This window comes from Streptomyces sp. NPDC005648 (assembly GCF_040605395.1).
In the GTDB taxonomy this organism is placed as follows: Bacteria; Actinomycetota; Actinomycetes; order Streptomycetales; family Streptomycetaceae; genus Streptomyces.
Genome location: NZ_JBEXCS010000017.1, coordinates 38946 through 65615 on the forward strand (window position 1 = coordinate 38946; position 26670 = coordinate 65615).

Consider the following 26670-nt stretch of genomic DNA (forward strand, 5'->3'; position numbering starts at 1 on the left):
GCCCCCCATAGCCCTCGCACGCCACCCGACCGGGCGCTGGCCGAGGCCGGGTGTGGTGGCGGTCGTTACCTGGTCTTGCGGCCCCACAAGGGGCCGAAACGGGACCACTCGGTGTCCCAGAGGTCCATGCGGCGGCGTTCCAGGCGGCCGCAGAGGACCCGCCCGCCCACGAACGGGACCGCGGCGGCACTGATGCCGACCAGGACGCCGATCAGGGTGGCCCGCAGACGGGCCTGGGACGCGGTGGCGGGCTTGGTGACCAGATGGCCCTGCGGGTCCGACCAGATGGGGACCGTGCTGCCGGCCGCGCTGCCGGGGGCTACCCGGACCTGACCGGTGTGGCTGGAGCCGTCCGGCGCGGTCCAGCGCACATTGCCCCACACCTGGTCGCCGCTCGCCGCGGTGTCGGCGGTGGCCTTTCCGGGGGCCTTCGCGGTCAGCCGTGCCTCGACGCGCTGCCACTCGGCCCGCTCCCGGGCCAGCCCGTGCTCCACGGACTGGGTCGCCGCGAGACCGGCGAGCACCCCCGCCACCACGGTGACCAGCCAGGCGCCGAGCACGACCCAGGCCTCCACCGTGTCGGCACGGCGCTTCAGCGGATTGTGGCGCCAGCGCCAGAGCCACACCTTCGGACCACGGAACGCCATCGAAGGCTTCCTCCTCATGAGCACCTGACCATCCCCGATCTCCCTCCCATACGGGCCCGGGTCCCCGGATGCTCAGGCCGGGTGCCCCCACTTCGACGGTCGCACGAGTCCCCGGATCGCGCAGGGGCTTCGGGAAACCGGCCGGAAGATCACCGCCACAGACCGTCGACACCGCGCTGACCAGCGGCGATGCCAGTTCCAGGGGTGACTGTCAGTGGTGGGGTGCAAACTGGCCAATGTCTGGGACGAAGAGGTCGCGGAGGTGATCGGGATGACCGAGGTACTGCTCGCCGTAGGGACACGAAAAGGCCTGTTCATCGGGCGCCGAAGGGGTGGCGCCTGGGAGTTCGACGAGAGTCCGTATTTCAACGCGCAGGCCATGTACTCGGTGGCCATCGACACCCGGGGCGAGAGGCCGCGCCTGCTGGCCGGGGGTGACAGTTCTCACTGGGGTCCGTCCGTGTTCCACTCCGACGACCTGGGTCGCACATGGACCGAGCCGTCGCAGCCGGCCGTCAAGTTCCCCAAGGACACGGGGGCTTCGCTGGAGCGGGTGTGGCAGCTGCACCCGGCGGCCGCGGAGGAGGGCGTGGTGTACGCGGGCACCGAGCCGGCGGCGCTCTACCGCTCGGAGGACCGTGGGGAGACCTTCGAGCTGGTCCGTCCGCTGTGGGAGCACCCCACGCGCTCGAAGTGGGTGCCGGGAGGCGGTGGCGAGGGGCTGCACACCGTGCTCACCGACCAGCGCGACCCGCGGGCGGTGACGGTGGCCGTCTCGACGGCGGGGGTGTTCAGGACCACGGACGGCGGGGCGAGTTGGAAGCCGTCGAACTCCGGTGTCTCCGCGGTGTTCCTGCCCGATCCCGACCCGGAGTTCGGGCAGTGCGTGCACAAGGTGGCACGGGACGCGGCGAACCCGGACCGTCTCTATCTGCAGAACCACTGGGGTGTGTACAGAAGCGACGACGCGGGCGCGCACTGGACGGACATCGGTGAGGGGCTGCCGTCCACCTTCGGCTTCGCGGCGGCGACCCACCCGAGGCGGGGCGACACGGCGTATGTGTTCCCGATCAACGCCGACGCGGACCGGGTGCCCGCCGACCACCGGTGCCGGGTCTTCAGGACGGCGGACGCGGGCAAGAGCTGGGAACCGCTGTCGGCGGGGCTGCCCCAGGAGGACCACTACGGGACGGTGCTGCGGGACGCCATGTGCACGGACGATGCCGACCCGGCGGGCGTGTACTTCGGCAACCGCAACGGCGAGGTGTTCGCGTCGGCCGACGACGGTGACAGCTGGCAGCAGCTGGCGTCGCATCTGCCGGACGTGCTGTGTGTGCGGGCGGCGGTGGTCGGATGAGCCGGACGGGGGGATCGGTGGGCCTTGGCCACCGGTTGATTCCCGCTGCCCGTACGGCAGTAGGGTGACGCCCGTGGCACCACGACCGTTGCATGAAATCGTCGAAGCCGGCTGGGCGAAGGCCCTTGAACCCGTCGCCGGGCGGATCTCCGGGATGGGGGAGTTCCTCCGGGGGGAGATCGCCGAGGGGCGCACCTATCTGCCGGCCGGGGCGAACGTCCTGCGGGCCTTCCAGCAGCCCTTCGACGACGTGAGGGTCCTGATCGTCGGGCAGGACCCTTATCCGACGCCCGGGCACGCGGTGGGGCTGTCCTTCTCGGTGGCGCCGGACGTGCGTCCGTTGCCGGGCAGCCTCATCAACATCTACCGCGAGCTGAACACCGACCTGGGTCTGCCCCAGCCGTCCAACGGCGACCTCACACCGTGGACCCGGCAGGGTGTGCTGCTGCTCAACAGGGCGCTGACGACCGCTCCTCGCAAACCCGGCGCCCATCGCGGCAAGGGCTGGGAGGAGGTCACCGAGCAGGCGATACGCGCGCTGGCCGGCCGCGGCAAGCCCCTGGTGTCCATCCTGTGGGGCCGAGACGCCCGCAATCTGCGCCCGCTCCTCGGCGACCTCCCCTCCGTCGAGTCCGCCCACCCCTCCCCCATGTCCGCGGACCGCGGCTTCTTCGACTCCCGCCCCTTCAGCCGAGCCAACGATCTGCTGATCCGCCAGGGCGGCCAGCCGGTGGACTGGCGCCTGCCGTGAGCGACGTCGCCGACGGAGGTCCGCAACCCGGCCGAGGCGGCAAGCACGCCGACGCTCCGGGCGCGGACGCGGAGATCCGCGGCCGGAACGCTGTCGGGCCTCGACCGGTCGGTCCGGGCGGCGGGGACACGGTCGGGGTCCTCGCCGTGGACTCCGGAGGGTCCGGGCTGCGGGTCGTCGTCGCCGATGCGCGCGGGGGCGCTCTGGCCCGGCGCGGGTCGTCGGAGCCGGTGCGTACCGGAGCGCGGGGAATCGACCCCGGGCATCTGATGGAGCAACTGGTGCCGATGGTGCGGGTGTTGCTCGCCGAGAGCGGGGTGACCGAGCTGCGGGCCGCGGCTGTGGGGGCCGCTGGTCTGGCCAGCCTCGGTGATGCTCTGCGCGCCGAGCTTCCGGGCGCCCTCGGGCGGGAGTTCGGGGTGCCGGTGGTGGCGCTCGCGGCGGATGCCGTCACCGCCTACGCGGGTGCGCTCGGTGCGCGGCCCGGGGCGGTGGTCGCCGCCGGTACGGGGTTGATCGCCGTCGGCACCGACCTGGACCGCTGGCACCGCGCGGACGGCTGGGGGCATCTGCTGGGTGACTGCGGCGGCGGTGCCTGGATCGGTCGGGCCGGGCTGGAGGCGGCGGTGCGGGCCCATGACGGGCGGCCCCGGGGGTCGGCGGCGCTGTTGACGTGTGCCGAGGAGCAGTTCGGGCCCGTCGCGGGGCTGCCGGGGAAGCTCTATCCGCGTCCCGACCGGCCCGCCGTCCTCGCCTCCTTCGCGCCCCGGGTCGCCGCCTGTGCCGGGCACGACCCGGTCGCCACGGGCATCCTGCGGGCGGCGGCCCGGCACATGGTCGAGTCCGCCGCCGCGGTGTGTCCCACCGGCGGTGAGCCCCGAGTGGCCTTCACCGGCGGCCTCTTCGAGATGGGCGAGCCGCTGCTCGTACCGGTGGCGGAGGAGCTGGCGATACAACTCCCGCACGCCCGGCGGGTCACGGCCGCAGGCGATCCCCTCGCGGGCGCGCTCCGCATCGTGGCCGACCTCGCGGCGGGCACGCTCACTCTCCCGGGTGATGCGGCGATGTTGTCCGTGATGACCGGTTAGGGAGAGGGGCACCTTGCTTCGCAAAAGCGCCCGGTTCGTACAGCGATCGCTTCTGATCCGTACGTAACTCATCAGACAAAACAGGACGGATACCGCTCACCTGCACCCTCCCCGAACAGGGGAGCCCAGGAAGCCAGTAACATGCGTCGCCATGAGCTCCCCCACTGGGCCCGCGTCCGGCCTGCCAGTACGAATGCCGCGACCTCGCCAGCCCGGGCGGCACCGCCGACCCGAGCCGCTGGCGGCTCCCGAGGGCGCGCCCGCGCTCGTCCTCGCGGTGCCGGGTACCCCCGCCCCCGCCACGCGCAGCCTCGCCGAGGAGGTCGTGAGCATCGCCCGCTCCGAACTCCCCGGTCTCGACGCGCGCATCGGCTATCTGGACGGGGACGACCGGGAGTTCCCCACGCTCCAGGCCGTGCTCGTGCATGCCGCGGAGGAGCGTACGGCCCGCTTCGAGCAGGCCAAGGCCGCGGGCCTCGACGTCAAGGAGCCGGACGGCCCCGTGGCCGTCGTCGTGCCGCTGCTGGCCGGTCCGGACAGCGCGCTGCTCCGGGTCGTCCGCCAGGCCGTGATGGACAGCCGGGTCGCGGCCGACCTGACCGACGTGCTGGGCCCGCACCCGCTGCTCGCCGAGGCGCTGCACGTGCGGCTGTCGGAGGCCGGTCTGGCCCGCGCCGACCGTGCCCGTCTGTTCACCGTGGCGACCGCGGCGGACGGCATCATCCTGGCGTCCGTGGGCGGTGACGAGGCGGTGCAGGCGGCCGGGATCACCGGCATGCTGCTCGCCGCGCGTCTGGCCGTGCCGGTGATGGCGGCGGCCCTGGACCAGGAGGGCTCGATCGCGTCCGTCGCCGAGCAGCTGCGTGGTTCGGGCTCCCAGCAGCTGGCCCTGGCGCCGTACCTGATAGGGCCGGAGATCGACCCCGGTCTGATCGAGGAGGCCGCCAAGGAAGCCGGCTGCGCCGCCGCCGAGGCGCTCGGCCCGTACCCCGCGATCGGCAAGCTCGCCCTCGCCAAGTACACGACGGCCCTGGGCATCGCCCCGCAGCAGCCGCAGGGCACCCCGGTCCGCTGACGCCGACGCGCACGGCACGGCCGTAGAGACGCCGAAGGGCCCGCTCCACGACTCGGAGCGGGCCCTCGGCGTGTGCGCGGCGGCTCTCAGCCGAAGATCACGCAGGAGACGGCCGGGACCTCGACCGTGCCCTCGTAGCGTGGCTGGCCGGTGGTCGGGTCGATGGCGAACCAGGTGATGTCCCCGGAGCGCTCGTTGGCGGCGTAGAGGAAGCCGTGGGACTCGGTGAGGGCGCGGGGCCAGTGGCCGCCGCAGGGGACCGTGCCGAGCAGGCGGAGGTCGTCGCCCTCCACGGCGAAGGTGGACAGGACGTCCTCGCCCCGGGTGGCGATCCAGACGAAGCGGCCGTCGGGCGAGGTGACGATCCCGGACGGGTAGGCGTCGCCCGCCGGGGCGGCGGGGAGCACCTGGGTCTCGGTGAGGGGCTTGAGGGTGCCGTCCTCGGCGTCCCATTGGCAGGCGGTGACGGTCGGGGTGAGTTCGTTGACGACGTAGGCGCGCGTGCCGTCCGGGTGGAAGGCGAGATGGCGTGGGCCGGAGCCGGGGCGCAGGGCGATCTCGCGGTGCACGCAGAGGGCGCCGTCGGTCAGGGCGCAGACGCGGACCGAGTCGGTGCCGAGGTCGACGCTGACCGCCCAGCGGCCGCTGGGGTCGGCCTGGACCTGATGGGCGTGCGGGCCCTGCTGGCGGCGCGTGTGCGGTCCGGAGCCGGTGTGCCGGAGCACTCCGGAGGGGGCGTCGGCGAGCGTGCCGTCGGGGCGGACGGGTACGGCGGTGACGCTGCCGGAGCCGTAGTTGGCGGTGAGGACGTGACCGGCGAACAGGCCGAGGTGCGTGGGTCCGTCACCACCGACCGGCACGGGTGCGCCGGCCCGCTCCAGCCGGTCCCCGTTCACCCGGTACGCCGCCACCGCGCCCTCGGTCGTCTCGCTGACCGCGTAGAGGGTGGCGGCGCCGGGCGCCAGGGCCAGGTAGGACGGGTCGGGGACGTTGTTCACGCTGCTCAGGAGGGTCAGGGCGCCGCTGTCGGCGGAGACGGCCGCCGTCACGATCCCGGGGCCTCCGGCCGCCGTGAACGACCCGATGAAGGCCCGCCGTCGCCGCCCGCCGCCGTCTGTCACCGCTGTCCCCTCTCGGTTCTGTGCCCTCGCGGTGACCGTAGCAGTCGATCACGTGCGGTCTAGACCATACGAGATGAATTCATGGGGCCGCAACGGCGGTCCGCAGCGGTGTCTCCAGCTCCGCGAGGGCCCGTTCCAGGCCGTGCAGGTGGGTCAGCGCCGGACCGGCCGGGGGTGCGGGGTCCGTGAAGGCCGTGCGGCGCGCACGCTCGCGCGGGGGCGCGTCCGGCGTGGGGGTCGTGCGGTGCGCGCTTCCACCACCCGTGAGCGCCTCGACCGCCCCCTCCACGCGCCAGCACGCCGCGGCCAGACGGGCATCTTGGGAGGCCTCCGGGTCGGCGGCGACGGAGACCAGGCCGCGGATCTCGCGGGCGCAGTCGTCGAGGAGGGCCAGCACATGCCGGGCGCGCCTCTTGCGGCCGAGCATCGGGTTGAGCGGATGGACGAGGGGCGCGACGGACAGCCGTACCCGGCCCAGCAGCTGCTCCAGCTCGGTCACCCGGGAGGCCGGGTCGGCGTCCGGGGAGCCGGCCAGCCGGGCCGCCGCCTCGGCGGTGCACGCGTGCACGCAGCGCAGGGCCCGCTGGATCCAGGTGTCGGTCGTCAGATGCGTGGTGACCGGCAGGACGAGCAGCACGGCGAGGGCGGCGCCCGACGCGCCCACGGCGGTCTCGGCGAGCCGCAGGGCGAGCAGGCCGGGAGTGAGGACGCCGAGGAGGCCGTAGAGGAGCTCGGCGAGGAGGGTCACGCAGAGCATCATCCAGGTGTACGAGACGGCGGCCGTGTAGAAGATGCCGAAGACGCAGGCGGCGAGGAGGACGGCCGTGGGGCCTCCCGCCCCGTGCACCGGTACGGCGACCAGCAGGCCGAGGCCGATGCCGATCACCGTGCCGAGAACCCGGCGGAAGCCCCTCACCAGGGTCTCGCCGCGGGAGACGGTGTTGACGAAGATCCACCAGGTGGCGCCGACTGCCCAGTACCAGCGCTGGCCGGACACGAGCTGGCCCACGACGAGGGCGAAGCCCGCGCCGGCGGTCGCCTGGACGGCCTGGCGGGTGGTGACGCGGGCCAGGCCGGTGCCGGCGGGCGGGGCGGGCACCGGTGCCGGGGGCAGCTGGGCCTCGTAGCACCACAGGCCGAAGCGCACGGCCGCCGCGGTGAGGAGGGACAGTACGACGGCGACGTAGAGCTCGGGCAGCTGCTCCGTCGTCGCGTGCAGGAACTGCGCCACGAAGAAGGTCATGAACGCGAAGACGCCGAGGCTGTGGCCGCGCGGGCCCCAGCGGCGGGCGTAGACGCCGACACCGATGACCGCGAGGAAGGCCAGGTCGCGGGCGACCGGGTGGTCGTGCAGTGCGGCCGCGGCGGCGAGCACCGGCAGGCCGACGGCCGGCAGCAGGGCGGTGGTGACGGCCTGTCCGCGGACCATGGCGTCGGTGACGGTGAACAGGGCGAGCAGCGCGGCCAGTCCGCCGGCGACGGTGCCGACGAGGGAGACCCCGGCCAGAGCGCACAGCACCACGGCCGACCCGATGCCGACCACGGCGCGCGCGGCGAACCGCAGCCGCAGCCGCCCCGGGTCCGGAGCCACGAACACCCTCTTCAGCACTGCTACCCCGCCCCTTGGACACCGGCATGAGAAAGGCGCCGCGGGGGTCCGCAGCGCCATCGACACCGACATTGCAGCACTGCCGCCGCGACTGGCTCAAGCGACGCCGAATATGCTGGGCCATTGGCACAGTCATATCGGTTCCGGGTCGTCCGCCGACGGGCCAACGGACCATGTACGAGGAGGCCGCGCGCCATGGCCGTGGACGAGCTGGACACCCGCATCCTGCGCCTGCTGCTGGAGCAGCCGCGGACGAGTGTGCGGGAGTACGCCCGGATCCTGGGCGTCGCCCGGGGCACCCTGCAGGCCCGGCTCGACCGCCTGGAGCGCGAGGGAGTGATCACCGGAGCGGCCCCGACGCTCTCCCCCGCCGCGCTCGGGCATCCGGTGCTGGCGTTCGTGCACATCGAGGTGACACAGGGGCATCTGGACGACGTGGGGGACGCGCTGGCGGCCGTGCCGGAGATCGTCGAGGCCTTCTCGATCACGGGCGGCGGAGATCTCATCACCCGGGTGGTCGCGCGGGACAACGCCCATCTGGAGGACGTCATCCAGAAGCTGATCAGCCTGCCGGGCGTCGTGCGCACCCGCACCGAGGTGGCGCTGCGGGAACGTGTTCCGCAGCGGCTGCTGCCACTCGTCGAGTCGATCGGACGGGCGGCCCGCGCATGACCTTTGCCATCCTGGGTTCATGAGCAGGCTCGGCACGCTTTCGGTCATCTTCGATCTCGACGGTACACTCGTGGACAGCGAGCCGAACTACTACGAGGCGGGCCGGCAGACCCTGGCCGAACACGGCGTCCCGCACTTCACATGGGCCGAGCACGAGCGGTACGTGGGCGTCGGCACCCGGGAGACGGCGGAGCTCTGGAAACGGGAGTACGGTCTCGCGGCCTCCGTCGACGCACTCCTCGCCGACGCCGACCGCCGCTACCTGGAGCTGGCCCGCGCGGCCACGCCCGCGTACCCGGAGATGCGCGAGTTCGTCGAACTCCTCGCCACGGAGGGCGTGCCGATGGCCGTGGCGTCGGGTTCGTCGCGGGCGGCCATCGACGCCATCCTGGCGGGGACCGGCCTGGACGCCTGTCTCCGTACGGTCGTCTCGGCCGACGAGGTGCCCCGCGGCAAGCCCGCTCCGGACGTCTTCCTGGAGGCGGCGCGCCGGCTCGGCGCGGCCCCGGCCGACTGTGTGGTCCTGGAGGACGCCGCTCCGGGTGCCGCCGCCGCGCACGCGGCCGGGATGCGCTGTATCGCGATCCCGTACATCGCCGCACAGGCCGACGCTCCGGAGTTCGCCACCGCCGCTCTGCTGCTGCGCGGCGGACAGGCGGAGTTCACGGCGCGGGCGGCCCACGACTGGCTGCTGCGGTCAGCGGGCCCCGCCTGAGATCAGACCGGGCCGGGAACCGGCGCCGGTCGAGGACCCGGCCGGGCGGGCCCGCGCCTTCGAGGGGCGGGTCGCCGAGTTGTACGAACGCGGGAAGGCGGTCGACACGGCGGCCCCGCCGGAGATCGACGCGGTGCCCGACCCGGCCGGGTCGTGGGAGTGGATCCTGGCGGCGCTGGAGGGGAGCCCACTCCCGTGACCAGGCTCGACGCCTGGGGTCAGCTGGGCCGGATGTTCTGGTTCAGCCGGAAGACGTTCTCCGGGTCGAGGGCGTTCTTGATACGGGCCAGCCGCTCGTAGTTGCCGCGGTAGCTGGCGCGGACGCGGTCCTGGCCCTCGTCCATCATCATGTTCACGTAGGCGCCGCCCGCCGAGTACGGGTGCAGGGCGTCGGAGTAGTCGACGGCCCAGCGCTTGACGAGTTCGGCGTTGGCCGGGTCGGGATCGACCCCGGCGTAGACGGTGGACCAGGTGGCACCGCGATAAGCCCAGGGGGTCTCGTCGGGGCCGACGTCGTGGGCGGCGCCGTCGATCGGGTAGAGGTGCATGGTCGACTGGACGGTGGGCACCTCGGCCCCGAACTTGGTGTGCAGTTCGACGGCCTCGTCGGGGATCTCGTTGACGAAGTCGGCGCGCCAGTACCACTGGTGGCCGGGCGGGTAGAGCCCGTCGAACATCGACTGCAGGGCCGGGTGGGGCATCGGCCCGACGGCGTGCAGCATCGGCTCGGGCAGGGCGTCGAGCAGCGGGGCCATCTCGCGCGCGGCGGCCTCGGGGTCGTCGCCGGTGTAGCACCAGACGACGCCGGCGGTCTTGCGGAGCTGGATCTCCTCGGGGAACGGCGGAGCCGGCGGGACGGTGCCGTAGAGGAAGAACGCGTTGATGTCGCGAGGTGCGTTCGGCAGGAAGTCCCGGTAGGCGGTGAGGACTTCGGCGCTCAGATCGACGGGCCAGAAGGTCGGCCCGCCGACGACGGTGTCGATCTCGTGCAGCCGGAAGACGAAGGAGGTGACGACACCGAAGTTGCCGCCGCCGCCCCGGATCGCCCAGAACAGGTCGGTGTTCTCGTCGGCGCTCGCGCGCACCGTGCCGCCGTCGGCCAGGACGACCTCGGCGGAGAGGAGGTTGTCGATGGTCAGCCCGCACTTGCGGGTGAGATGGCCGAGGCCGCCGCCGGTGGCGATGCCGCCGACGCCGGTGGTGGAGACGATGCCGCTGGGAGTGGCGAGTCCGTAGGCGTTGGTCGCGTGGTCCACCTCGCCCCATACGCAGCCGCCGCCGACCCGGACCGAGCGGTCCGCCGGGTGGATCTGGACCTCCTTGAGCGGGGACAGGTCGACGACCACTCCCCCGTCGACGGTGCCCATCCCGGCGCCGTGGTGGCCGCCGCCGCGGACGGCGAGGGGCAGGTCGTGGGCGCGGGCGAAGCCGATCGCGCGGGCGACGGCGTCCGGGTCGGCGCAGCGGGCGATCAGGGCCGGGCGCCGGTCGATCATCGCGTTGTAGACGGCTCGGGCCTGCTCGTAGCCGGAATCCTCGGGTCCGATCAACTCTCCTGTGAAGTCCGCGAGTTCCCGTCGTGCCGCCTGAGCGGGTGTGCTGGACATTGCGGTTTCCCCCGTTTGGTTGGGAGTCGGGTCGTTCTGCACGTTCTACTCGGGTTGCGCGGACGTGGGCATCCGTGGGCATCACCTAGCTCGGCGGCCGCGGGTACCTACGTTTCGCGGTCCGGGAGGAGTCCGAGCTCGGCCGCGCGGGCGGCGGCGTGACGGCGGGTGGGCGCGTCCAGCTTCTCCAGGACGGCGCGTACATGGTTGTCGACGGTGCGGACGGACACGACGAGCCGAGCCGCGATCTCCGCGTTGGTCAGGCCCTGCGCGAGCAGCCGCATCACCTCCAGCTGCCGTTCGGTGAGCTGCGCGGGGTTGCCGCGGGTGACGGCGAGCGGGCCGCGCGGGACGCGTCGTACGCCGAGCCGACGCAGCTCGGCGCGGACCAGGCGGGCCAGCGGTTCGGCGCCCAGGGCGTCGAGTTCGGCGAGCGCGTCGAGCTTGTCGGCCGGGTGCGGGCTCTCCGCGCGGGCGGCGGCGTGCTCGTAGGGGCAGCCCGCGGCCTCCCAGATGGCGGCGGCCTCGCGCCAGTGGCCGCGGGCCTGGAGGGCGTAGGGATGGTCGGAGTCCTCCAGCGGGACCGGGTGGCCGGCCTTGGTGAGCCAGTAGCCGAGTTCGGCTCCGTAGGGGACGCCGGCGAGATGGCGGGCCTGGGCGTGGACCGGCGCGGCGGCCCCGATCACCGCGTCGGGGTCCCCGCGCAGCCAGGCGGCTTCGGCGAGCGCCGCCGCGACCGGTCCGGTGCGCTGCAGTTCCCTCGTCCGTACGGCGATCTCCCGTGCCTCGGCGAGGAGTTCACCGGCGCCGGGGCGGCCGCAGCGGACGCGGACCCGGGCGAGGACGGTCAGCGCCGGGCAACGCGCCGGCAGGAAGTCGTGGATGCCGAACTCGGCGTGCCGCTCGGCGTCCTCCCAGTCGGCCGCGGCGAGGCGCCGTATCGCCAGCTCGACATGCAAGTAGGTGAGGAAGCCCAGGTGTTCGGCACGGTCGGCCAGGTCCATGGCCGGGGGCAGGAAGCGGTCGGCGTCGGCGTACTGGAGGTTGTCGAGCAGGGTCCAGATGATGTTGGCGTACGAGCGGCAGGCGTGCTCCACCTCCCCTGCGGCCAGGGCGACTTCGAGACTCTCCTCCAGCTGCTTGCGTCCGTCGGGGTCGCCGCCCCGCCAGCGGGCCGTGCCCAGGTTGTTGAGGGCGTGCGCGAGGATCTCGGTGTCGTCCGCCTTGCGGGCCAGGGTGATGGCGCGCTCGGCGTGGGCGACGGCCTCGGGGTAGCGGTCGGAGAGCATGCGCAGCTGCGCGATGTTGCTCACCGCGAGGGCCAGCAGCCGGTCGTCACCGGCGTGTTCGAGGACGGCCACGGCCTCGCGGGCGGCCTCCTGCGCCTCGTCGGCGTCCCCGGCCCACCAGTGGATACGGGACAGCCAGCGCAGGTCGGCGCCGAGGGCAAGGATGTCCCCCAGGGAGCGGCGCAGGGCGACGGCCTCGCGCTGGGCGCCGACGGCGGCGGTCGAGTCGGCGATGGTGTAGCTCTCCACGGCGTAGCGTTCGAGCAGGTCGGCGAGTTCGGGTGGGGCGTAGCGGTGGCGCTGCTCCAGGACGAGCCGGAGCTGGGCGGCGGCCTCGCGGTGGGCGCCGGTCGACGCGGCGTCCCGGGCGGCGTCGGGGCCGTAGCGGACGATGGCGTCGCGGTCGCCGGCCCGGGCCGCGTGGTGGACGATACGGGCGGCGTCGGAGCCGGGCCGGGCGACCAGCGCCGCGAGGACGCCCCGGTCGAGGTCGATACGGCGGGCGGCGGGCACGGAGTCGGCGATGGCCCGCCGGATCAACTCGTGCCGGAACGCCACCCGTTCCGGGGTGACGGCGAGCAGCCCGCGCTGCTCGGCCTCGGCGAGGACGGCGACGCCGTCGCTCAACAGCGCGTCGACGAGCGGCCGTTCGACCGCCGAGGGCACCACGGCGAGCTGCTCCAGGGCGTCCACGGTGGCCGCCTCCAGGCCCCGCAGCCGCGCGAGTACGGCGTCCACGACCGTCGGCGGGACTCCCCCGGTGCCGCCCGCGGCCAGCACCTCGGTGACGAAGAAGGGGTTGCCGGAGGTCACCGCGTACACCTGGCGCGGGTCGAGCCGGCCGGCCGCGCTGAGCCGGCGTACGGCGCCCAGGGAGAGACGGGCCAGGGGCAGGCGGTGCACACGGGGTGCGCGGGACACCTGGCCCAGGAGGTGACGCAGGGGGTGGCCACGGCTCAACTCGTCGTCCCGGTAGGTGAGGACGAGCAGCGCGGGCAGCCGCTCCATGCGCCGGACGAGGAAGCGCAGGGCGTCCAGCGAAGCCTCGTCCGCCCAGTGCACGTCCTCGACGACGAGTACCGCAGGATGCGGAGCGACAGCCAGCTCTCCGTGCAGGGCCTCGTAGACGCGGTGTCGGTCACCGCCGTCCGTGACGGCCCGGGCCAGCTCCGCGCCGACACTGCCGACGAGGTCGCGGAACGGTCCCAGCGGGCGCCGGGTGGCGAGGTCGTCGCACTGGCCGACCAGGATCCGGGCATGGCTCGGCAGCCGGTCGGGCAACGCCCTGACCAGGCTCGACTTGCCGATTCCGGCCTCACCGAAGACGAGCGCCACCGAACCGGCCCCGTCCGCCGCCTCCCGTGCGGCCGAGACCAACAGCGCCAGCTCGCGCTCACGTTCGAGGATCCCCCAATCCACCCGCCGATTGTGCCACCGGCGTGGGCGAGTGGGGGTGTCGTGCGGGGGTGCGGGGTTCGGGGTGCGGAGGTCGGGGGCGCGGTCGCGCGGGGCCGCCCGAGCCGGCGGCCCGGTCAAGTGCCGCTGTCCGCCGCGCGCCCGTCGCCGCACGCGGCCGGCCCGCGCCAAGGGCGGCACCTGGCGGCCGCGACGCCATCCGGCGCTCCGCGCGCTCGCCTTCCGGCGGGAGACCCGCCCGACCGGAGGCCCGCCCGACCGGAGACCCGCCATCCGGAGATCCGCCGCCAGGACCGGATCAACTGGCAGGTCCGGTTGACCGAGGGCGATGCGACGCCGGACGAAGCGCCACTCTCGTCCTTCCGGCGCTCGGAGCCAGGGGTCGTCTTCAGCGGCAGCGACTCGTGGGCGATCCGGGCGCGCAGTTCTAGGAGCGGCGGCGGGGCTTTCCGCGGTTCGTGTTCTTGGTGGCCCTGGTGCTCTTGGTGCCGCTCGTGCCGCCCCTGCGGGCCGCGCCCTGTGGCTTCGGGGGTGTCGGCTTGCGGCGGGGCTCGGGCTTGTCCGTCGGTTTCTCCTGGGGCTGCGGCTTGCGGCCCCGGGAGCTGTTCACCGTGCGGCCACGGACGATGCCGATGAAGTCCTCGACCAGGTCCGTGGTGGCCTCCTCCGGCCAGGACAGGGCGACGCCGGACTGGGGGGCGTCCGTGACCGGGCGGTAGGTGAGGTCGCGGCGGTGGTGGAGGCGGGCCAGGGACTGGGGGACGACCAGGAGCCCGATGTTCGCCGCGACGAGTTCGACCGCGTCCTCGGTGGTGGCGGGGCGTTCGAAGGCGGCCTCGCCGGGAGGGCCGTCCCAGTCGAGGACGTCGTCGAGAGGGTGGAGGACCACCTCGTCGGCCAGGTCTGCGAGGGTGATCTCCTCCGCCGCGGTGATCACATGGTCCTTGGGGACCACCACCACGGTCGTCTCGGTGTAGAGGGGGATCGCGCTGAAGTACGCGCGGTCCACCGGCAGCCGTACCAGGCCCGCGTCGGCCCCGCCCGCCCGCAGGACGTCGGAGACCTCGGTGGCCGCTACGGCCTGGAGGGTCAGGGGGGTGTCGGGCAGGCGCTCGTTCCAGATCCGCACCCACTTGGCGGGCGTCGTCCCCGGGACGTACGCAAGCCGGAACGTCTGGGATGCTTCCGAGCCTGTCACCCCGCCAGGTTACCGGCCGTGGTCGGAGGTGTCGTACGCGCTCGATACCCTGGACGACATGAAGTCGCACCAGACCACCCAGACGATGAAGCCCGCCACGGCGGCGAAGAAGCTGGGTGTGTACCTCGAGGCCACCCCCACCGAGTTCCGTGCGGGTGAGGTCTCCCGTGCCCAGCTCGACGAGCTCCAGGCGAATCCGCCCGAGTGGCTGCGCGAGCTGCGGGCCGAGGGCCCCCACCCCCGTCCGGTGGTCGCGGAGAAGCTGGGCGTCTCCATCTCGGGTCTCGCCCGCGGCGGGGTCACCGAGCCCCTCACCACCGAGCAGATCGAGGCGCTGAAGCAGGAGCAGCCCGAGTGGCTGGTGAAGGAGCGCGCCACCCAGGCCGAGGTCCGCAAGGAGGGCGCGCGGATCAAGAAGCGGAACGCCGAGCGCGCCGCCGCCCAGGACTAGGGCTCGCGTCCCTGACGCGCCACCCCGCTCGATGCCCTGGGCATGGTCTTGATGCCCTGGCCCCTGCCGACGTCCCGGGTCCTGATTCCGGCGCCCTGAACTACGGTCTGTCGTCGAGCGGATGCCATGGGTGCACGACAGGTGAATCTGACGAGGCGTCACGACGAAGGTCACAAAAGCGTATCGGACATTCCGGCCTTCAACCTTCACACGGGGCGCACAAATTGGCTAGCCTCGCTTCAGGCCGCTCGAGTCACTCCGGCGAACCCCGTCGGGAAGCGCGGCCTCCGCCGAGTCCGGTGCGCCCCTGTGGCGGCCGGAGCCGGGGACCCAACCGAATCACGGGGTGAATCGGCCCAACTGTCCTCAGGGACAAGGGCCGTAGGGCAATCCTTCCGGAACGGCCGCCCGAACCCGACAGCTAACTCGGTAGGCGGAGTACGGAAGGAGTACGGCTCCCATGGCGCCGGAACGATCGTCGCGCGCCGGAGGCTTCGGGCTTTCCGGTGCGCGCAACTCCGACGAGGGACCCAGCCGTGAAGCAGTCCGGCAGCGGGTGAGCAGCCTCTACGACCGCGCCGAGGACGACACCGGCCAGTTCAACCTGACCCGGGTGCAGGGCTCGCGCGGTGCGCGGGGGCAGGGCGGGAGTGCGCGCAGGGGCTCGGACCCCGATCTCGACAACGTCAGCCGGCAGTGGTTCGACGCGGCACGTGCGTCCATGGGGCCGACGGTTCCGGCCATTCTGCCGACCGACCGGATGCCGGCCAGGGAGAGGCCCGCCCGCCCGGCCGCGTCCCGGCCCGCGCCACCGGCGGAGCTGCCCGCCGCCCGTGCGCTGGAGGCTCCCGGCCGGCCCGTGGCCGAGCTGCCCGCCGGAGGCACCCGCCGTCCGCCGGCCGAGCTGACCTCCGGCCCGGTCGCCGAGCTGACCTCCGGTCCCGTCGCCGAGCTCACGGCCGGCCCCACGCCCGCGCTGCCCGCCGTACCGCGTCCCCGTCAGGAGAGCGCCGGTGCCCCCTCCACCCCGGCGGCGCCCGAGTCGCGGCAGACCGTCCTGCGCCGGTCCAAGCAGAACAGCCAGCGCAAGGTCGCCGCGGCCAGCGATCTCCTGTACCGCCACATAGCCCGGCAGACCTCGCTCCCCCGCGCGGCCCTCGCGACACCCGCCTGGGCGGCCGAGGGCACCTGGCAGACGACGGCCACGCAGAGCACACCGCCCGCGGCGATCGAGCCCACCCCGACCCAGGTCAGCTGGGGGATCCCGGCCCAGCGCACGGCGACCGACACCTCGCCGGCCCAGCCCGGCTGGGACACCGGCGCACAGCAGATCATCACCCAGGCGACGAGCCAGGAAGCCCGACCGGCGCAGTCCGGCTGGGACACCGGGGCACAGCAGGTCGTCACGCAGCAGGCACCCCTGGAGTCCAGGAGCATGCAGCCGGGCGCCCGCCTCGCGGCACAGCAGGCCCCCGCAGCGTCGGCGGGCCTGGAATCACGCCCCATGCAACCCGGCTGGGACACCGGCGCTCAGCAGATCATCACCCAGGCCAACGGCCTCGAATCCCGCAGCATGCAACCCGGCGCCCCCACCGCCACACAACAGATACCCGCAGTACCGACCGGCCTCGAATCACGCCCCATGCAACCCGGCTGGGACACCGGCGCACAACAGATCATCACCCAGGCCAACGGCCTCGAATCCCGCAGCATGCAACCCGGCGCCCCCACCACGACGCAGCAGACGCCCGCCGCGCCGACCGGCCTGGAGGCCCGGCGTATGCAGCCCGGCTGGGACACGGGTGCTCAGCAGATCGTCTCCGAGTTCACGACGGCCCAGGCCGCGTCGGCGCGGAGCGACTGGGGCACCCAGGTCCAGCAGGTCGCCGCACCGCGCACCGCGGCCGCCGTACAGCCCGCTCAGCAAGGCTGGGACACCGGGGCGCAGCAGATCGTGGCGCCGCTCACCGCCGGGGACGCCCTGGCGGCGCAGCCCGGCTGGGCGACCGTGATCCAGCAGCCCGTCGCCACGGGCCCCGTGGCCGACGCCCTGTCGCCCCAGGTCGGCTGGGACAGCGGGGCCCAGCAGCTGGTCGCCACCGCGGCGCCCCAGGTCGACTGGCGGGACCCGGTGGCTCAGGAGCAGGCCCGCCGTGCGGCCGACGAGGCGCGGCGGCTGCAGCAGCCGTCGGTGCTCGACACGGGGGTGCCCCCGGCCGAGGACTGGCGTGTACAGCAGCCGGCGGCGCCCGAGACGACGGGTGGCGCCACCAAGGCCGACCGGGCCGTGGCCTTCGCCCGCGCGCAGATCGGCAGGCCCTGCCTGTGGGGCGGGGTCGGGCCGGAGTCGTACGACAACTCGGGGCTTGCCCAGGCCGCCTGGAAGGCCGCCGGTGTCGAGCTGCCGCGCAGCGCGCACCAGCAGTCGAGCGCCGGCGCGGCGATCCCGGTCACCGACAGCCGCCCCGGGGACCTGATCTTCTTCCACGACAACTTCAGCCACGTCGGTATCTACACCGGCGACGGCCTGATGATCCACGCCCCCGGTCCGGGCTCGGTCATCCGTGAGGAGTCGATCCACAACGCCGGAGAGGCGGCGATCCGCATCGCGGTACGCCCCGCGTAGGACGCGGGACGCCGGTGGAGCCGTACCGGACACGGCTCCACCGGTCACGCCCATGGAGAGGGACGGCCACGCGGGTTCAGTCCGACGGCGCGGCTCACCGACCCGACCGGCGGCATGTTCAGGACACTCACCGCCTCGACCGTGTGCTGCTACGGCGCGCCTAGTTCGAGCAGCCCCAGCCGCATGGCCTCGCTCACCGTGGCGGCGCGGTTCTCGGTGCCGAGCTTGCGGTAGACGCGGACCAGATGAGTCTTCACCGTGGCCTCGGTGACGAAGAGCGCGGAGGCGATGGCCCGGTTGCTGTGGCCCTGGGCGAGGAGGCGTACGACCTCGATCTCCCGTTCGCTGAGCACCGGGCCCGGCTCGGCGCTCCGCCCGACGAGACGGGCCGCCGCCTCGGGGGCCAGGCCCATGCCGCCGGTGGCCGCCGCGCGGACGGCGCGGAAGAGCTCGTCGGGCGGGCCGGCCTTGAGGATGTAGCCGCGGGCCCCGGCCTCCATGGCGCGGACGACATCGCCCCGGCCGCTGTAGCTGGTCAGCACGACGACATTGACCCCGGGCGCGGCCGCGGTGATACGGCGGGTGGCCTCGATGCCGCCGAAGCCGCCGTCGGGGGCGCCCGTGTCCGACAGGCGCAGGTCCATCAACACCACGTCGGGGCGCAGGCGTTCGGCGAGGCGGACCGCCTCCTTGCCGTCGCCGGTCTCGGCGATGACGTCGAGGCCGGGTTCGCCCTCCAGCAGGGCACGCAGTCCGGCTCGTACGACGGTGTGGTCGTCGACGATCAGGATGCGCAGATCGTCCCCGGTCATCGTGTTCCGGCCAACACCCGGTCGGAGAGGGGCAGTTCGGCCACGGCACGGGTGCCATGGCCGGGGGTGCTGGCGACGGTGAGGGTGCCGCCCAGCTCGCCGAGGCGGTCGCGGGTGGCGGCGAGGCCGAAGCCCCGGTCCGGACCCGCGGGACACAGGGCCCGTGGGTCGAAGCCCCGTCCGTCGTCCCGGACTTCGACGGTCACCGTCTCGTCGTCGCGGTAGCCGAGGGTGACCTGGATGTGCGTCGCGCCGGCGTGTTCGCAGGCATTGGCGAGGAGGCCCTGGGCCACCCTCAGCAGGGTGACGGCCTGTTCGCCGGGGAGGGGGTGCGCCCGTCCCCGGGTGTGGAAGGCGATCCTCGGGGCGGCGGCCGAGGGCTGCGGGCGGGTGCACAGGGCGCGGAGGGCGGACTCCAGATCGTCACCCTCCAGGGCGGGCGGGGTGAGGTCGCTGATGATGGTGCGGGTCTCTTCGAGGTGGGCGCCGAGCGCCTGGGAGACCGCGCGCAGCCGGCGCAGCGCCGCGTCGGGGTCGCGGTGGAAGTCGCGCTCGGCGGCCTGGAGGAGCATCCGGCTGCCGGCGAGTTCCTGCGCGAGCGTGTCGTGCAGGTCCCGGGCGATCCTGGTCCGCTCGGCGAGGCGCCCTGCCTCCCGCTGACGGCGCGCCAACTGACCGCGTGTCGCGGCCAGTTGCTGGGTGAGACGCTGCTGGGAGTGGTAGAGGACGACCGTGGCTCCGACCGCCGCGAGCGGGGGTGCCAGCACGTCGAGGTCGACTCCGCCGCCGATCCTGAGGAGTGCGGCCACCAGCCCGACCGTGATCGCACCGAGCGCCGTCGCGGTCACCCGGCGCCCCCGCATCCGCAGGGCGAGGACGGCCAGCGGCACCGCGAGCCAGGTGTGGGCGAAGGCGAGCGGCACCGGGACCTTCCAGGTCACCCAGGTCCACAGCAGTACGAGCGTGCCCAGCCAGACCGGGCGCCCGACACGGCCGAGCCGGTCCCAGCGGGCGAGCCCGGCCACGTAGAGCACGCCGAGGGCCGCGGTGGGCGGGGCCACCGACCAGCACAGGGCGTCGTTGAGCCGCACCAGCCGTACGAGGGTGCCCGCGAGCGGGAGCAGGAAGACCAGGTGCGGCAGCTGCCGGGCCGACACGGGCAGCCGACGGCGTAGAGCGGGGGTGGGGGACACTCGGGGCTCCCTGCGGAGTCGACAAGGTGCCCAAGTGTAGGGCGTGCCCTGTGTGTCCCCCGTAAACACAGGTGCTGTCCCCTTGTTAACACCAGGTGCCGCCCCCTGTCAGCACCGGTCGCGGGGTCACCGTCCGGGGTGCAGGCCCGGCCAGCCGGGCGACGGGTCGCCCTTCACCTCGCCGAAGTACAGGGCGAAGGTCTGCCTGAGGCGCTCCGCCTCGGCTCGGTCCTCCATGAACCGGGGGAAGCCGTCGACATGGGCGTTGGGGAACTCCCAGACCGGCTTGAGGCTCGCGTTCGGGGTGATGTCCTCGCGGACCGACCAGCCGTTGAAGGCGGCCTTCTGGCGGGCCTCGGACAGCTGCCAGTTCATGTAGAGCTTGGCGGCGGCGGGGTGGGCGGCCTGCTTGAGGATGGCGGCGCGCTGGCCCCAGGCCATGAAGGGGGCCTCGTCCGGGAGGACCCACTTCAGCGTGGCCGAGGTGGAGACGGTGCTGCCGGAACCGCCCACGCCGATGGTCTTCTGCCGGCCGGCGACCGCGGCGCCGGGGGTGTTGGTGCCGCGCGCGAACTGCGGCTGCTGGGCCGCGAAGGCGGCCACCCAGTCCCAGCCGTACGTGCGCTGGTAGAGGGAGTAGAGGTAGAGCACCGCGTCGTCGTCATTGGGGTAGGACGACGCGATGGCGTTCTTCCAGTGGGGGTCGACCAGGTCGGCGGGGGTCCTGGGCGCGTTCGCGCCGGCGCCCTGGATGTCGTACATGAAGCTGAAGGCGATGACCATCAGCGCGGTCCACGCGCCGTCGGGGTCCTTGAAGCCCTTGTGGACCTCGGAGAAGCCGGCGGGCTTGTAGGGGAGCAGCTTGCCCTCGCGCTTCCAGCGGGTGAAGTCCTGGAGGGTCTGCAGCTGGACGACGTCCGGGACCAGGGTGCCGGTCGCGAGCTGGTTGTCGACGCGGACGTCGTGGTACTTGCTGTAGTCCACGACCACCGTCAGTTCGACCTCGGGGAAGGCGGCGGCCCAGGCGGTCCGGACGGCGGCGGCCTGGCTGTCGACGTCACCGCCCTGGTAGAGGACGAACTTGCCGCCCTCGGCGACGGCGGCCTGATACAGCTCGTCGAGGGACCGCTTCTCCTCGCGGATGCCGAGCAGGGTCGACCCGGTGCCGGGGGCGGCGTCCGACGCGGCCGACGCCTGGCCGGCGGCGGTACCGGCGAGCGCGGCGCCCGCGCCCGCGGCGAGCAGCCGGCGCCTGCTGAAGTCCCTGGACATGGTGGGGGTCCTCTCCTCAATGGTCGGTTACGGGCGACAAGCCTCCGCGACCAGGGCCTTTCGCCGCGTCGCCCACCGGCTGGGATCGGATTCAACCGTTCGGTTGAACAGGCTCGGTCGCTCCCGTGAACTGGACGGCGTACTGGAGTACTTGGAGGACCCGGCCCAGAGCATCGAGGGCATGGCGCGGGTGGCACGCGAGTCGCCGCTCCCCCTCGCCTGCGTCGCACCCGTGAACTGGCGGCCGTCTGCGAGGCGTTCGGGCCGGCGCTGTCCATGCACTCCAACTCGCACCTGGGCATCAGACATACAGCCGGGAGGAAAGGAGTGCGGACGGCGGCGCTATGTTGTCGGGCATGAACGGAACACAGCGTCTGGCCGGGAAGGTCGTCGTCGTCACCGGCGCGGCCGGGGGCCAAGGGGCGGCCGAGGCGGAGGCGTTGGCCCGGGCGGGTGCCCGGGTGGTCGCCACCGATGTGCGGGCCGTGGACGGCGTACGACGGCTCGACGTCAGCAGCGAGGGCGACTGGACGGAGCTGGCCGCCGAGCTGAAGGAGTCGTACGGCGAGATCCACGGCCTGGTCAACAACGCGGGCGTCATCCGGCGCGAGCGTCTGGGCGAGGTGCGGCCGGAGGACTTCGCGCGGGTCCAGGCGGTGAACACGACCGGGCCGCTGCTGGGCATCCAGTGTCTGGCCCCGCTGATGCCGCCCGGCTCGTCGATCGTCAACGTCGGCTCGTCGGCGGCGCTCACCGGCTACTACCCGGTGGCGTACACGGCCAGCAAGTGGGCGCTGCGCGGGGTGTCGAAGATCGCGGCGACGGAGCTCGGGCCGCGCGGCATCCGGGTGAACACGGTCCATCCCGGCTACATCGAGACGGAGATGACGGCCGCGGCCTCGCCGGCCTTCATCGAGTCGACGCTGCGGGAGACTCCGCTCGGGCGCAGCGGGCGGGTCGAGGACATCGTGCCGCTGGTGGTGTTCCTGCTGTCCGACGAGTCGTCGTTCATCACCGGCGCGGAGATCCCGGTCGACGGCGGGCTGAGCGCGCACGGCGGCGTCAAGTCCATCTCGGACGCGGTGCGCGGGGGCTGACCGTAGGGGAGCATCATCGGGAGAGCGTCAGCGTCAGGAGCGCGTCATGAAGACCAACCGGTCCATCCCCGCGGCGACCGTCATTCCCGTCCTGATCTATCCCGATGTACGCGCGGCGGTCGACTGGCTGGGCGCCGCCTTCGGTTTCGTCGAGCGGGTGCGGATCGGTGAGGACCACCGCGCCCAGCTCGCGTTCGGCGACGGCGCGGTGATCGTCGGGGACGTCGGCCAGGACCGCTGTCCGCCGCGCCCCGGCGAGGTGACGCACTCGGTGACGGTGCGGGTCGAGGATGCCCGGGCGCACTGCGAACGGGCCCGGGAGCACGGCGCCCGCGTCCTCATGGAGCCGACCGACTTCGAGTACGGCGAGCGGCAGTACACGGCCGAGGACCTGGCGGGTCACCGGTGGACGTTCTCACAGACACTCGCGGACGTCGCCCCGGAGGAGTGGGGCGGTACGTCCGTCTCCTGACCCTCACCTCATCCCTTCGGTCCGGACCTGCGCAGCGCGTTGGCCTCCCGCCTGAGCGCCCAGACGTCGGCCGGCGGGCCCATGTGACCGAGCTTGTCGGGGTTGAGCACCGAGCGGATCGTCTGGATACGCCCGTCGAGGACATCGAGCACCCAGGCGCTGACGACCTTGCCGTCCCGGTCCCGGAAGACCCCGCCCGGCTGGCCGTTCACCTCGTGCGCCTCCAGTACGACGCCGACCCCGCCGAGCATCGCGGCGAACTCGGCGAGCACCCGGGCCACCCGGTCGGGGCCGACGATGGCGCCCGGGAACCGCGGTGCCTTGCCGCCGCCGTCGCCGATCATGTGGACGTCGGCGGCGAGCAGTTCACGCACCCCGTCGACGTCTCCCTCCCGGAAGGCGTCGAAGAAGCGTCCGGCGAGTGCCTCGCGCTCCTCGCGGTCGGCCTCGAAACGGGGACGGCCCTCGTCCATGTGCCGGCGCGCCCGCACCCCGAGCTGCCGGCAGGCCGCCTCCGAGCGGCCCACGGCCTCGGCGATCTCGGGGAAGCCGAACCCGAAGACCTCCCGCAGCACGAACACGGCGCGCTCCAGCGGGGTCAGCCGTTCGAGCAGCAGCAGGGCCGCCATCGACAGGGAGTCGGACAGTTCGGCGGCCCGCTCCGGGTCCTCGTAGGGGTCGGTGAGCAGGGGCTCGGGGAACCAGGGGCCTACGTACTCCTCCCGCCGTACTCGGGCCGAGCGCAGGACGTCGATGGAGATCCGGGTGACCACGGCCGAGAGGTAGGCCTTGGTGGAGGCGGGCCGGGTCGGGGTGGTCTCCCAGCGCAGCCAGGCGTCCTGCAACGCGTCCTCCGCCTCGCTCACACTGCCGAGGATGCGGTAGGCGATCGCGAACAGCAGCGGTCGCAGCTCCTCGAACTCCTCGGTACGGGTCACGCCAGTTCCTCCTTGAAACCCTGCCGCCAGGACGGATGGCTCGGTTCCCAGCCGAGTTCCCGTTTCGCCTTGGCGTTGGAGAACCCCCGTCCCTCGGTCATGATGATCACCGCCTGGTCGCCGGCCAACAGCCGGGCCAGCCACTTGGGCACCCTTATCGGCCGCTTGGCGCCCGCGCACTCGGCGAGATACGGCAGCCAGTCGTCGGCCGGGGCGGGTTCGTCGTCGACGATGTTGAAGATCCCCCGCGCCCGCTGCTCCACGGCCAGCACGGTGGCGCTCGCGGCGTCGTCGAGGTGGATCCAGGAGCTGTACCCGGCGGCGCTGCCCACCAGCGGATACCGTCGTTTGCGTACCAGCGCCACCTGGTCGTCGATGGCGCCGGGCCCGTAGAAGGCCCCATACCGCAGCACCGCGCCGCCGGCCTTCAGGACCGCCTCCTCCATTTGCCGCAGCGCCTCCATCCCGACCTGTGCGGGCGTCCCCTCCAGGAGGTCCAGCGGGTCCTCCTCGGTCTTCACCCAGCCGCCCCGGCGGACGCCGTTCCAGCCGGCGTGGCCCTGGGCGACGACATGGGAGACGCCGGTCGCCTCGGCGGCGGCCAGCAGATGGTCGGTGCCCTCGGTGCGCAGCCGGTTGGTCCGCGCGAACCAGCGGTCCGGATGCCGCAGATCGGGCCTGCCCGCGTGCGCCACGGAGATCGCGGTCATCTGGTGCACGATCGCGTCGGGGCGGGCCCGCGCGACCGCTTCGCCGACCGAGACCGCGTCCAGCCCGTCCATCACGACCCCGGCCGCGCCCAGCCGCCGCAGCAGGCCCAGCTTGGCCGCGTTCGTCGTCGTAGCCGTCACCTGATGGCCCCTGGCCACGAGCCGCGGTACCAGTCGCCGCCCGATGACCCCCGAACCGCCCGCCACGAACACCCGCACAGCCTTCACCTTCCTGGTCCGGCAACCCGTACTCACCCTGGAGACGAGACAGGCCCCCATGTCTGTGACATGCGCGGCCGCGGGCGTTGTCAGTGCCGGGTGCGAGACTTCCGCGTATGGCCGAAACACATCCGAAGGCGGATCTCCGGCGCTATCTGCAGGAGGGGCGGGACGCCCTGCTGTGGAAGCTCGACGGAGTCTCCGAGTACGACGTCCGCCGCCCGCTGACTCCCACGGGCACCAACCTGCTGGGGCTGGTCAAACATCTCGCCAGTGTGGAGCTGGGGTACTTCGGCGACACGTTCGGGCGGCCGTTCTTCGGCGAGGACCCCCCGCCCTGGTGGTACACGCGGGAGGGCGCGGATCCCAACGGCGACATGTGGGCCACCGCGGACGAGTCGCGCGAGGAGATCGTCGGCCTGTACCGCGCCGCGTGGGAGCACAGCGACGCCACGATCGCCGCGCTGCCGCTCGACGCGACCGGTCAGGTCCCGTGGTGGCCCGAGGAGCGACGGGAGGTGACCCTGCACCACATCCTGGTCCGGGTGATCACCGACACCCAGCGGCACGCCGGGCACGCCGACATCGTCCGGGAGCTGATCGACGGGAGCGTCGGCTACTTGCCGGGCAAGGACAGTCTGCCCCCTGAGGACCGGGCCGGACGGGAGGAGCACCGGCGACGGGTGGAGCGTGCGGCGCGGCAGGCGGCGGACGGCTGAGAGACCGCTCAGGCCGGCCCGGGCCCCGTCCCGCCCTTGAGGCGCTCCAGGTCGGACGGGCGGACCTGGATGCAGACCACGGCGATCAGCGCGGCGACGGCGGCGAAGACGGCCGCGACGACGAAGGCCGCGGAGATCCCCGAGGTGAGGACCTCGTCGGACCAGGGCCGGGGCAGCTGCCCGGTGTGCCGGAAGCGCAGCCGCTCGGCCGGGGTGGCCTGGGCCAGGAAGCGCGGGATCTGGGTGTGCGCCTCGTTGGTGCTGGCCGTGCCGAACGTGGTGACCAGGATGGACAGTCCGAGCGAACCGCCCACCTGCTGGGTGGCGTTGAGGAGTCCGGAGGCCGCGCCGGTCTCCTGGACGGGGACGTTGGAGAGCGCCATCAGGGTGAGCGAGACGAACTCCATGCCCATGCCCAGGCTGAAGACGAGGATCGGGCCGAGGATGCTGCCCGCGTACGTGGAGTGGACATCGGTCAGCGTCAGCCAGGCCAGGCCGCCCGCCGCGAGGATCGCCCCCACCACCAGGAAGGGCTTGGGTCCGAAGGTGGGCAGGAACCGCGAGGCCAGTCCGGCACCGACCGCGATGACGGCGCTGACCGGCAGGAAGGCGAACCCGGTCGCCAGCGGGCTGAAGCCCAGCACGTCCTGCACGAAGAGGGTGAGGAAGAAGAACATGCCGAAGATCGCGGCGGCCAGGCTCAGCATCATTCCGTAGGTGCCGGCCCGGTTGCGGTCGGCGAACATGTGCAGCGGTGTGATCGGCTGGCTGGAGCGCCGTTCGATCAGGACGAACGCCGTGAGGAAGACGACGGCCGCACCGAACGAGGCCAGTGTGAGCGCGTCCCGCCAGCCCTCCTGAGCGGCTCTGATGAACCCGTACACCAGCAGCACCATGCCGACGGTGGAGGTGAGGGCGCCGAGGAGGTCGAAGTGGCCCGGGTGGCGTTCGGACTCCTTGATCCAGCGGGGCGTGGCGAGGGCGATGAGCACACCGATCGGGACGTTGACGAAGAGCACCCAGCGCCAGTTCAGCCACTCGACGATCACTCCGCCCGCGAGCAGTCCGATGGCGCCGCCGCCCGCCGAGACCCCGGCGAACACCCCGAAGGCGCGGTTGCGCTCGGGGCCCTCGCGGAAGGTCGTGCTGATCAGGGCGAGTGCTGTCGGGGAGGCGATCGCGCCGCCGACCCCCTGGAGGGCGCGTGCGGCGAGGAGTTCACCGGAGTTCTGCGCGAGTCCGCCGAGCAGGGAGGCTAGCGCGAACAGCAGCACACCCAGCACGAACATACGGCGCCTGCCGAGGATGTCCCCGGTCCTGCCGCCGAGCAGCAGCAGACCGCCGAAGGTGAGCGTGTAGGCGTTCACCACCCAGGACAGGCTGGTGGTGGAGAAGTCCAGGGCGCTCTGGATGTGCGGCAGCGCGATGTTCACGATGGTGATGTCGAGGACCACCATCAGCTGGCAGGACGCGATGACCAGCAGGGCCATGCCGTTTCCTCCGCCGCCGGATTCGCCGGTGGCGGCCTGAGCTGCGGAGGTCGGCTGCGGGCTGCTGCTCATGGTTCAGTGCTCTCGGTGAACGACGACGTCCACTGTTCGACCGTACGCCCCCGC

The 26670-nt window shown here is 73.1% G+C and carries 23 protein-coding genes, 1 pseudogene and 1 riboswitch; of the genes and pseudogenes, 12 read left to right on the forward strand and 12 right to left on the reverse strand.

What is annotated here, in order from left to right:
• Positions 1-65: 65 nt before the first annotated feature.
• Positions 66-647 carry a hypothetical protein gene (locus tag ABZT17_RS12815; RefSeq protein ID WP_356347419.1) on the reverse strand — a complete coding sequence of 194 codons (582 nt, stop codon included), beginning with the start codon at positions 645-647 and terminating at the stop codon, positions 66-68.
• Between the two features lie 271 nt (positions 648-918).
• On the opposite strand from ABZT17_RS12815, the gene ABZT17_RS12820 reads away from it, so the two are divergent.
• The 4 genes from ABZT17_RS12820 (at position 919) to ABZT17_RS12835 (ending at position 4918) form a co-directional block, all read left to right on the forward strand.
• Positions 919-2004: an exo-alpha-sialidase gene (locus ABZT17_RS12820; protein ID WP_356347421.1), complete on the forward strand. Its 1086-nt coding sequence runs from the start codon at positions 919-921 to the stop codon at positions 2002-2004.
• Between the two features lie 73 nt (positions 2005-2077).
• Entirely contained in the window at positions 2078-2755 is a 678-nt protein-coding gene (locus ABZT17_RS12825; RefSeq protein WP_356347423.1) for a uracil-DNA glycosylase, read from the forward strand.
• A gap of 74 nt (positions 2756-2829) precedes the next feature.
• Positions 2830-3843 carry a BadF/BadG/BcrA/BcrD ATPase family protein gene (locus ABZT17_RS12830; protein ID WP_356347595.1) on the forward strand — a complete coding sequence of 338 codons (1014 nt, stop codon included), beginning with the start codon at positions 2830-2832 and terminating at the stop codon, positions 3841-3843.
• Positions 3844-3994: 151 nt separating this feature from the next.
• Positions 3995-4918 carry a hypothetical protein gene (locus ABZT17_RS12835; protein WP_356347426.1) on the forward strand — a complete coding sequence of 308 codons (924 nt, stop codon included), beginning with the start codon at positions 3995-3997 and terminating at the stop codon, positions 4916-4918.
• A gap of 86 nt (positions 4919-5004) precedes the next feature.
• Here the strand turns inward: ABZT17_RS12835 and ABZT17_RS12840 are convergent, their stop codons facing one another.
• Together ABZT17_RS12840 and ABZT17_RS12845 are read right to left on the reverse strand one after the other, a co-directional pair.
• Positions 5005-6039: a lactonase family protein gene (locus tag ABZT17_RS12840; protein ID WP_356347428.1), complete on the reverse strand. Its 1035-nt coding sequence runs from the start codon at positions 6037-6039 to the stop codon at positions 5005-5007.
• Positions 6040-6118: 79 nt separating this feature from the next.
• The gene (locus ABZT17_RS12845) at positions 6119-7648 is read right to left on the reverse strand and encodes an FUSC family protein (protein ID WP_356347432.1); all 1530 of its coding nucleotides are present in this window, start codon (positions 7646-7648) and stop codon (positions 6119-6121) included.
• A gap of 195 nt (positions 7649-7843) precedes the next feature.
• On the opposite strand from ABZT17_RS12845, the gene ABZT17_RS12850 reads away from it, so the two are divergent.
• Entirely contained in the window at positions 7844-8320 is a 477-nt protein-coding gene (locus ABZT17_RS12850; RefSeq protein ID WP_356347435.1) for an Lrp/AsnC family transcriptional regulator, read from the forward strand.
• Positions 8321-8339: 19 nt separating this feature from the next.
• Positions 8340-9035 (forward strand): HAD family phosphatase, encoded by a 696-nt coding sequence (locus ABZT17_RS12855; protein ID WP_356347438.1) that lies wholly within the window; start codon positions 8340-8342, stop codon positions 9033-9035.
• Between the two features lie 218 nt (positions 9036-9253).
• Here ABZT17_RS12855 and ABZT17_RS12860 read toward each other — a convergent pair whose 3' ends face one another.
• From ABZT17_RS12860 to ABZT17_RS12870, 3 genes are all read right to left on the reverse strand, one after another.
• Entirely contained in the window at positions 9254-10642 is a 1389-nt protein-coding gene (locus ABZT17_RS12860; protein WP_356347441.1) for an FAD-binding oxidoreductase, read from the reverse strand.
• Between the two features lie 107 nt (positions 10643-10749).
• Positions 10750-13350, reverse strand: coding sequence for an AAA family ATPase (locus tag ABZT17_RS12865; protein ID WP_356347445.1), 2601 nt, complete (start codon positions 13348-13350; stop codon positions 10750-10752).
• Between the two features lie 424 nt (positions 13351-13774).
• A complete protein-coding gene (locus ABZT17_RS12870) occupies positions 13775-14545 on the reverse strand; it encodes a LysR family substrate-binding domain-containing protein (protein ID WP_356347448.1) in 771 nt (256 codons plus the stop codon).
• Positions 14546-14603: 58 nt separating this feature from the next.
• Here ABZT17_RS12870 and ABZT17_RS12875 point away from each other — a divergent pair, with 58 nt between their 5' ends.
• Both ABZT17_RS12875 and ABZT17_RS12880 read left to right on the forward strand, forming a co-directional pair.
• The gene (locus ABZT17_RS12875; RefSeq protein WP_356347450.1) at positions 14604-14996 is read left to right on the forward strand and encodes a DUF5997 family protein; all 393 of its coding nucleotides are present in this window, start codon (positions 14604-14606) and stop codon (positions 14994-14996) included.
• Positions 14997-15274: 278 nt separating this feature from the next.
• Positions 15275-15448, forward strand: a riboswitch (cyclic di-AMP (ydaO/yuaA leader).
• An 8-nt stretch (positions 15449-15456) separates the two neighbouring features.
• Positions 15457-17622, forward strand: coding sequence for an NlpC/P60 family protein (locus ABZT17_RS12880; RefSeq protein WP_356347453.1), 2166 nt, complete (start codon positions 15457-15459; stop codon positions 17620-17622).
• 149 nt (positions 17623-17771) lie between these two features.
• On the opposite strand, the gene ABZT17_RS12885 is transcribed toward ABZT17_RS12880, so the two are convergent.
• The 3 genes from ABZT17_RS12885 to ABZT17_RS12895 form a co-directional block, all read right to left on the reverse strand.
• Positions 17772-18434 carry a response regulator transcription factor gene (locus tag ABZT17_RS12885; RefSeq protein ID WP_356347456.1) on the reverse strand — a complete coding sequence of 221 codons (663 nt, stop codon included), beginning with the start codon at positions 18432-18434 and terminating at the stop codon, positions 17772-17774.
• Positions 18431-19627: a sensor histidine kinase gene (locus ABZT17_RS12890; RefSeq protein WP_356347458.1), complete on the reverse strand. Its 1197-nt coding sequence runs from the start codon at positions 19625-19627 to the stop codon at positions 18431-18433. The genes ABZT17_RS12885 and ABZT17_RS12890 overlap by 4 nt, the downstream gene beginning before the upstream one ends.
• A 126-nt stretch (positions 19628-19753) precedes the next feature.
• Positions 19754-20899, reverse strand: a complete 1146-nt coding sequence (locus ABZT17_RS12895; protein ID WP_356347459.1) for an ABC transporter substrate-binding protein — start codon at positions 20897-20899, stop codon at positions 19754-19756.
• Between the two features lie 121 nt (positions 20900-21020).
• Here ABZT17_RS12895 and ABZT17_RS12900 point away from each other — a divergent pair.
• From ABZT17_RS12900 to ABZT17_RS12910, 3 genes and pseudogenes are all read left to right on the forward strand, one after another.
• Positions 21021-21202: pseudogene (locus ABZT17_RS12900) on the forward strand (glucarate dehydratase); the annotation flags it as partial.
• A 53-nt stretch (positions 21203-21255) separates the two neighbouring features.
• Positions 21256-21996, forward strand: a complete 741-nt coding sequence (locus ABZT17_RS12905; RefSeq protein WP_356347460.1) for an SDR family oxidoreductase — start codon at positions 21256-21258, stop codon at positions 21994-21996.
• A 46-nt stretch (positions 21997-22042) separates the two neighbouring features.
• Positions 22043-22468 carry a VOC family protein gene (locus tag ABZT17_RS12910; protein WP_356347462.1) on the forward strand — a complete coding sequence of 142 codons (426 nt, stop codon included), beginning with the start codon at positions 22043-22045 and terminating at the stop codon, positions 22466-22468.
• Between the two features lie 8 nt (positions 22469-22476).
• On the opposite strand, the gene ABZT17_RS12915 is transcribed toward ABZT17_RS12910, so the two are convergent.
• Together ABZT17_RS12915 and ABZT17_RS12920 are read right to left on the reverse strand one after the other, a co-directional pair.
• Positions 22477-23406, reverse strand: coding sequence for an RNA polymerase sigma-70 factor (locus ABZT17_RS12915; RefSeq protein ID WP_356347465.1), 930 nt, complete (start codon positions 23404-23406; stop codon positions 22477-22479).
• The gene (locus ABZT17_RS12920; protein ID WP_356347467.1) at positions 23403-24344 is read right to left on the reverse strand and encodes an NAD(P)-dependent oxidoreductase; all 942 of its coding nucleotides are present in this window, start codon (positions 24342-24344) and stop codon (positions 23403-23405) included. Before ABZT17_RS12920 ends, ABZT17_RS12915 begins: the two co-directional genes overlap by 4 nt.
• A gap of 107 nt (positions 24345-24451) precedes the next feature.
• Between ABZT17_RS12920 and ABZT17_RS12925 the strand changes: the two genes are divergently transcribed.
• Positions 24452-25054, forward strand: a complete 603-nt coding sequence (locus ABZT17_RS12925; RefSeq protein ID WP_356347469.1) for a DinB family protein — start codon at positions 24452-24454, stop codon at positions 25052-25054.
• Between the two features lie 8 nt (positions 25055-25062).
• Here the strand turns inward: ABZT17_RS12925 and ABZT17_RS12930 are convergent, their stop codons facing one another.
• Entirely contained in the window at positions 25063-26544 is a 1482-nt protein-coding gene (locus ABZT17_RS12930) for an MFS transporter (RefSeq protein ID WP_356347598.1), read from the reverse strand.
• Positions 26545-26670: the final 126 nt, after the last annotated feature.

Bases quoted from the DNA above. Each gene is read 5' to 3' on its own strand.
- ABZT17_RS12850 (WP_356347435.1), top strand. From the start codon at position 7,844: ATGGCCGTGGACGAGCTGGACACCCGCATCCTGCGCCTGCTGCTGGAG.
- ABZT17_RS12835 (WP_356347426.1), top strand. From the start codon at position 3,995: ATGAGCTCCCCCACTGGGCCCGCGTCCGGCCTGCCAGTACGAATGCCG.
- ABZT17_RS12895 (WP_356347459.1), bottom strand. From the start codon at position 20,899: ATGTCCAGGGACTTCAGCAGGCGCCGGCTGCTCGCCGCGGGCGCGGGC.
- ABZT17_RS12880 (WP_356347453.1), top strand. From the start codon at position 15,457: ATGGCGCCGGAACGATCGTCGCGCGCCGGAGGCTTCGGGCTTTCCGGT.
- ABZT17_RS12905 (WP_356347460.1), top strand. From the start codon at position 21,256: ATGAACGGAACACAGCGTCTGGCCGGGAAGGTCGTCGTCGTCACCGGC.
- ABZT17_RS12885 (WP_356347456.1), bottom strand. From the start codon at position 18,434: ATGACCGGGGACGATCTGCGCATCCTGATCGTCGACGACCACACCGTC.
- ABZT17_RS12910 (WP_356347462.1), top strand. From the start codon at position 22,043: ATGAAGACCAACCGGTCCATCCCCGCGGCGACCGTCATTCCCGTCCTG.
- ABZT17_RS12820 (WP_356347421.1), top strand. From the start codon at position 919: ATGACCGAGGTACTGCTCGCCGTAGGGACACGAAAAGGCCTGTTCATC.
- ABZT17_RS12860 (WP_356347441.1), bottom strand. From the start codon at position 10,642: ATGTCCAGCACACCCGCTCAGGCGGCACGACGGGAACTCGCGGACTTC.
- ABZT17_RS12875 (WP_356347450.1), top strand. From the start codon at position 14,604: ATGAAGTCGCACCAGACCACCCAGACGATGAAGCCCGCCACGGCGGCG.
- ABZT17_RS12855 (WP_356347438.1), top strand. From the start codon at position 8,340: ATGAGCAGGCTCGGCACGCTTTCGGTCATCTTCGATCTCGACGGTACA.
- ABZT17_RS12930 (WP_356347598.1), bottom strand. From the start codon at position 26,544: ATGGCCCTGCTGGTCATCGCGTCCTGCCAGCTGATGGTGGTCCTCGAC.
- ABZT17_RS12815 (WP_356347419.1), bottom strand. From the start codon at position 647: ATGGCGTTCCGTGGTCCGAAGGTGTGGCTCTGGCGCTGGCGCCACAAT.
- ABZT17_RS12925 (WP_356347469.1), top strand. From the start codon at position 24,452: ATGGCCGAAACACATCCGAAGGCGGATCTCCGGCGCTATCTGCAGGAG.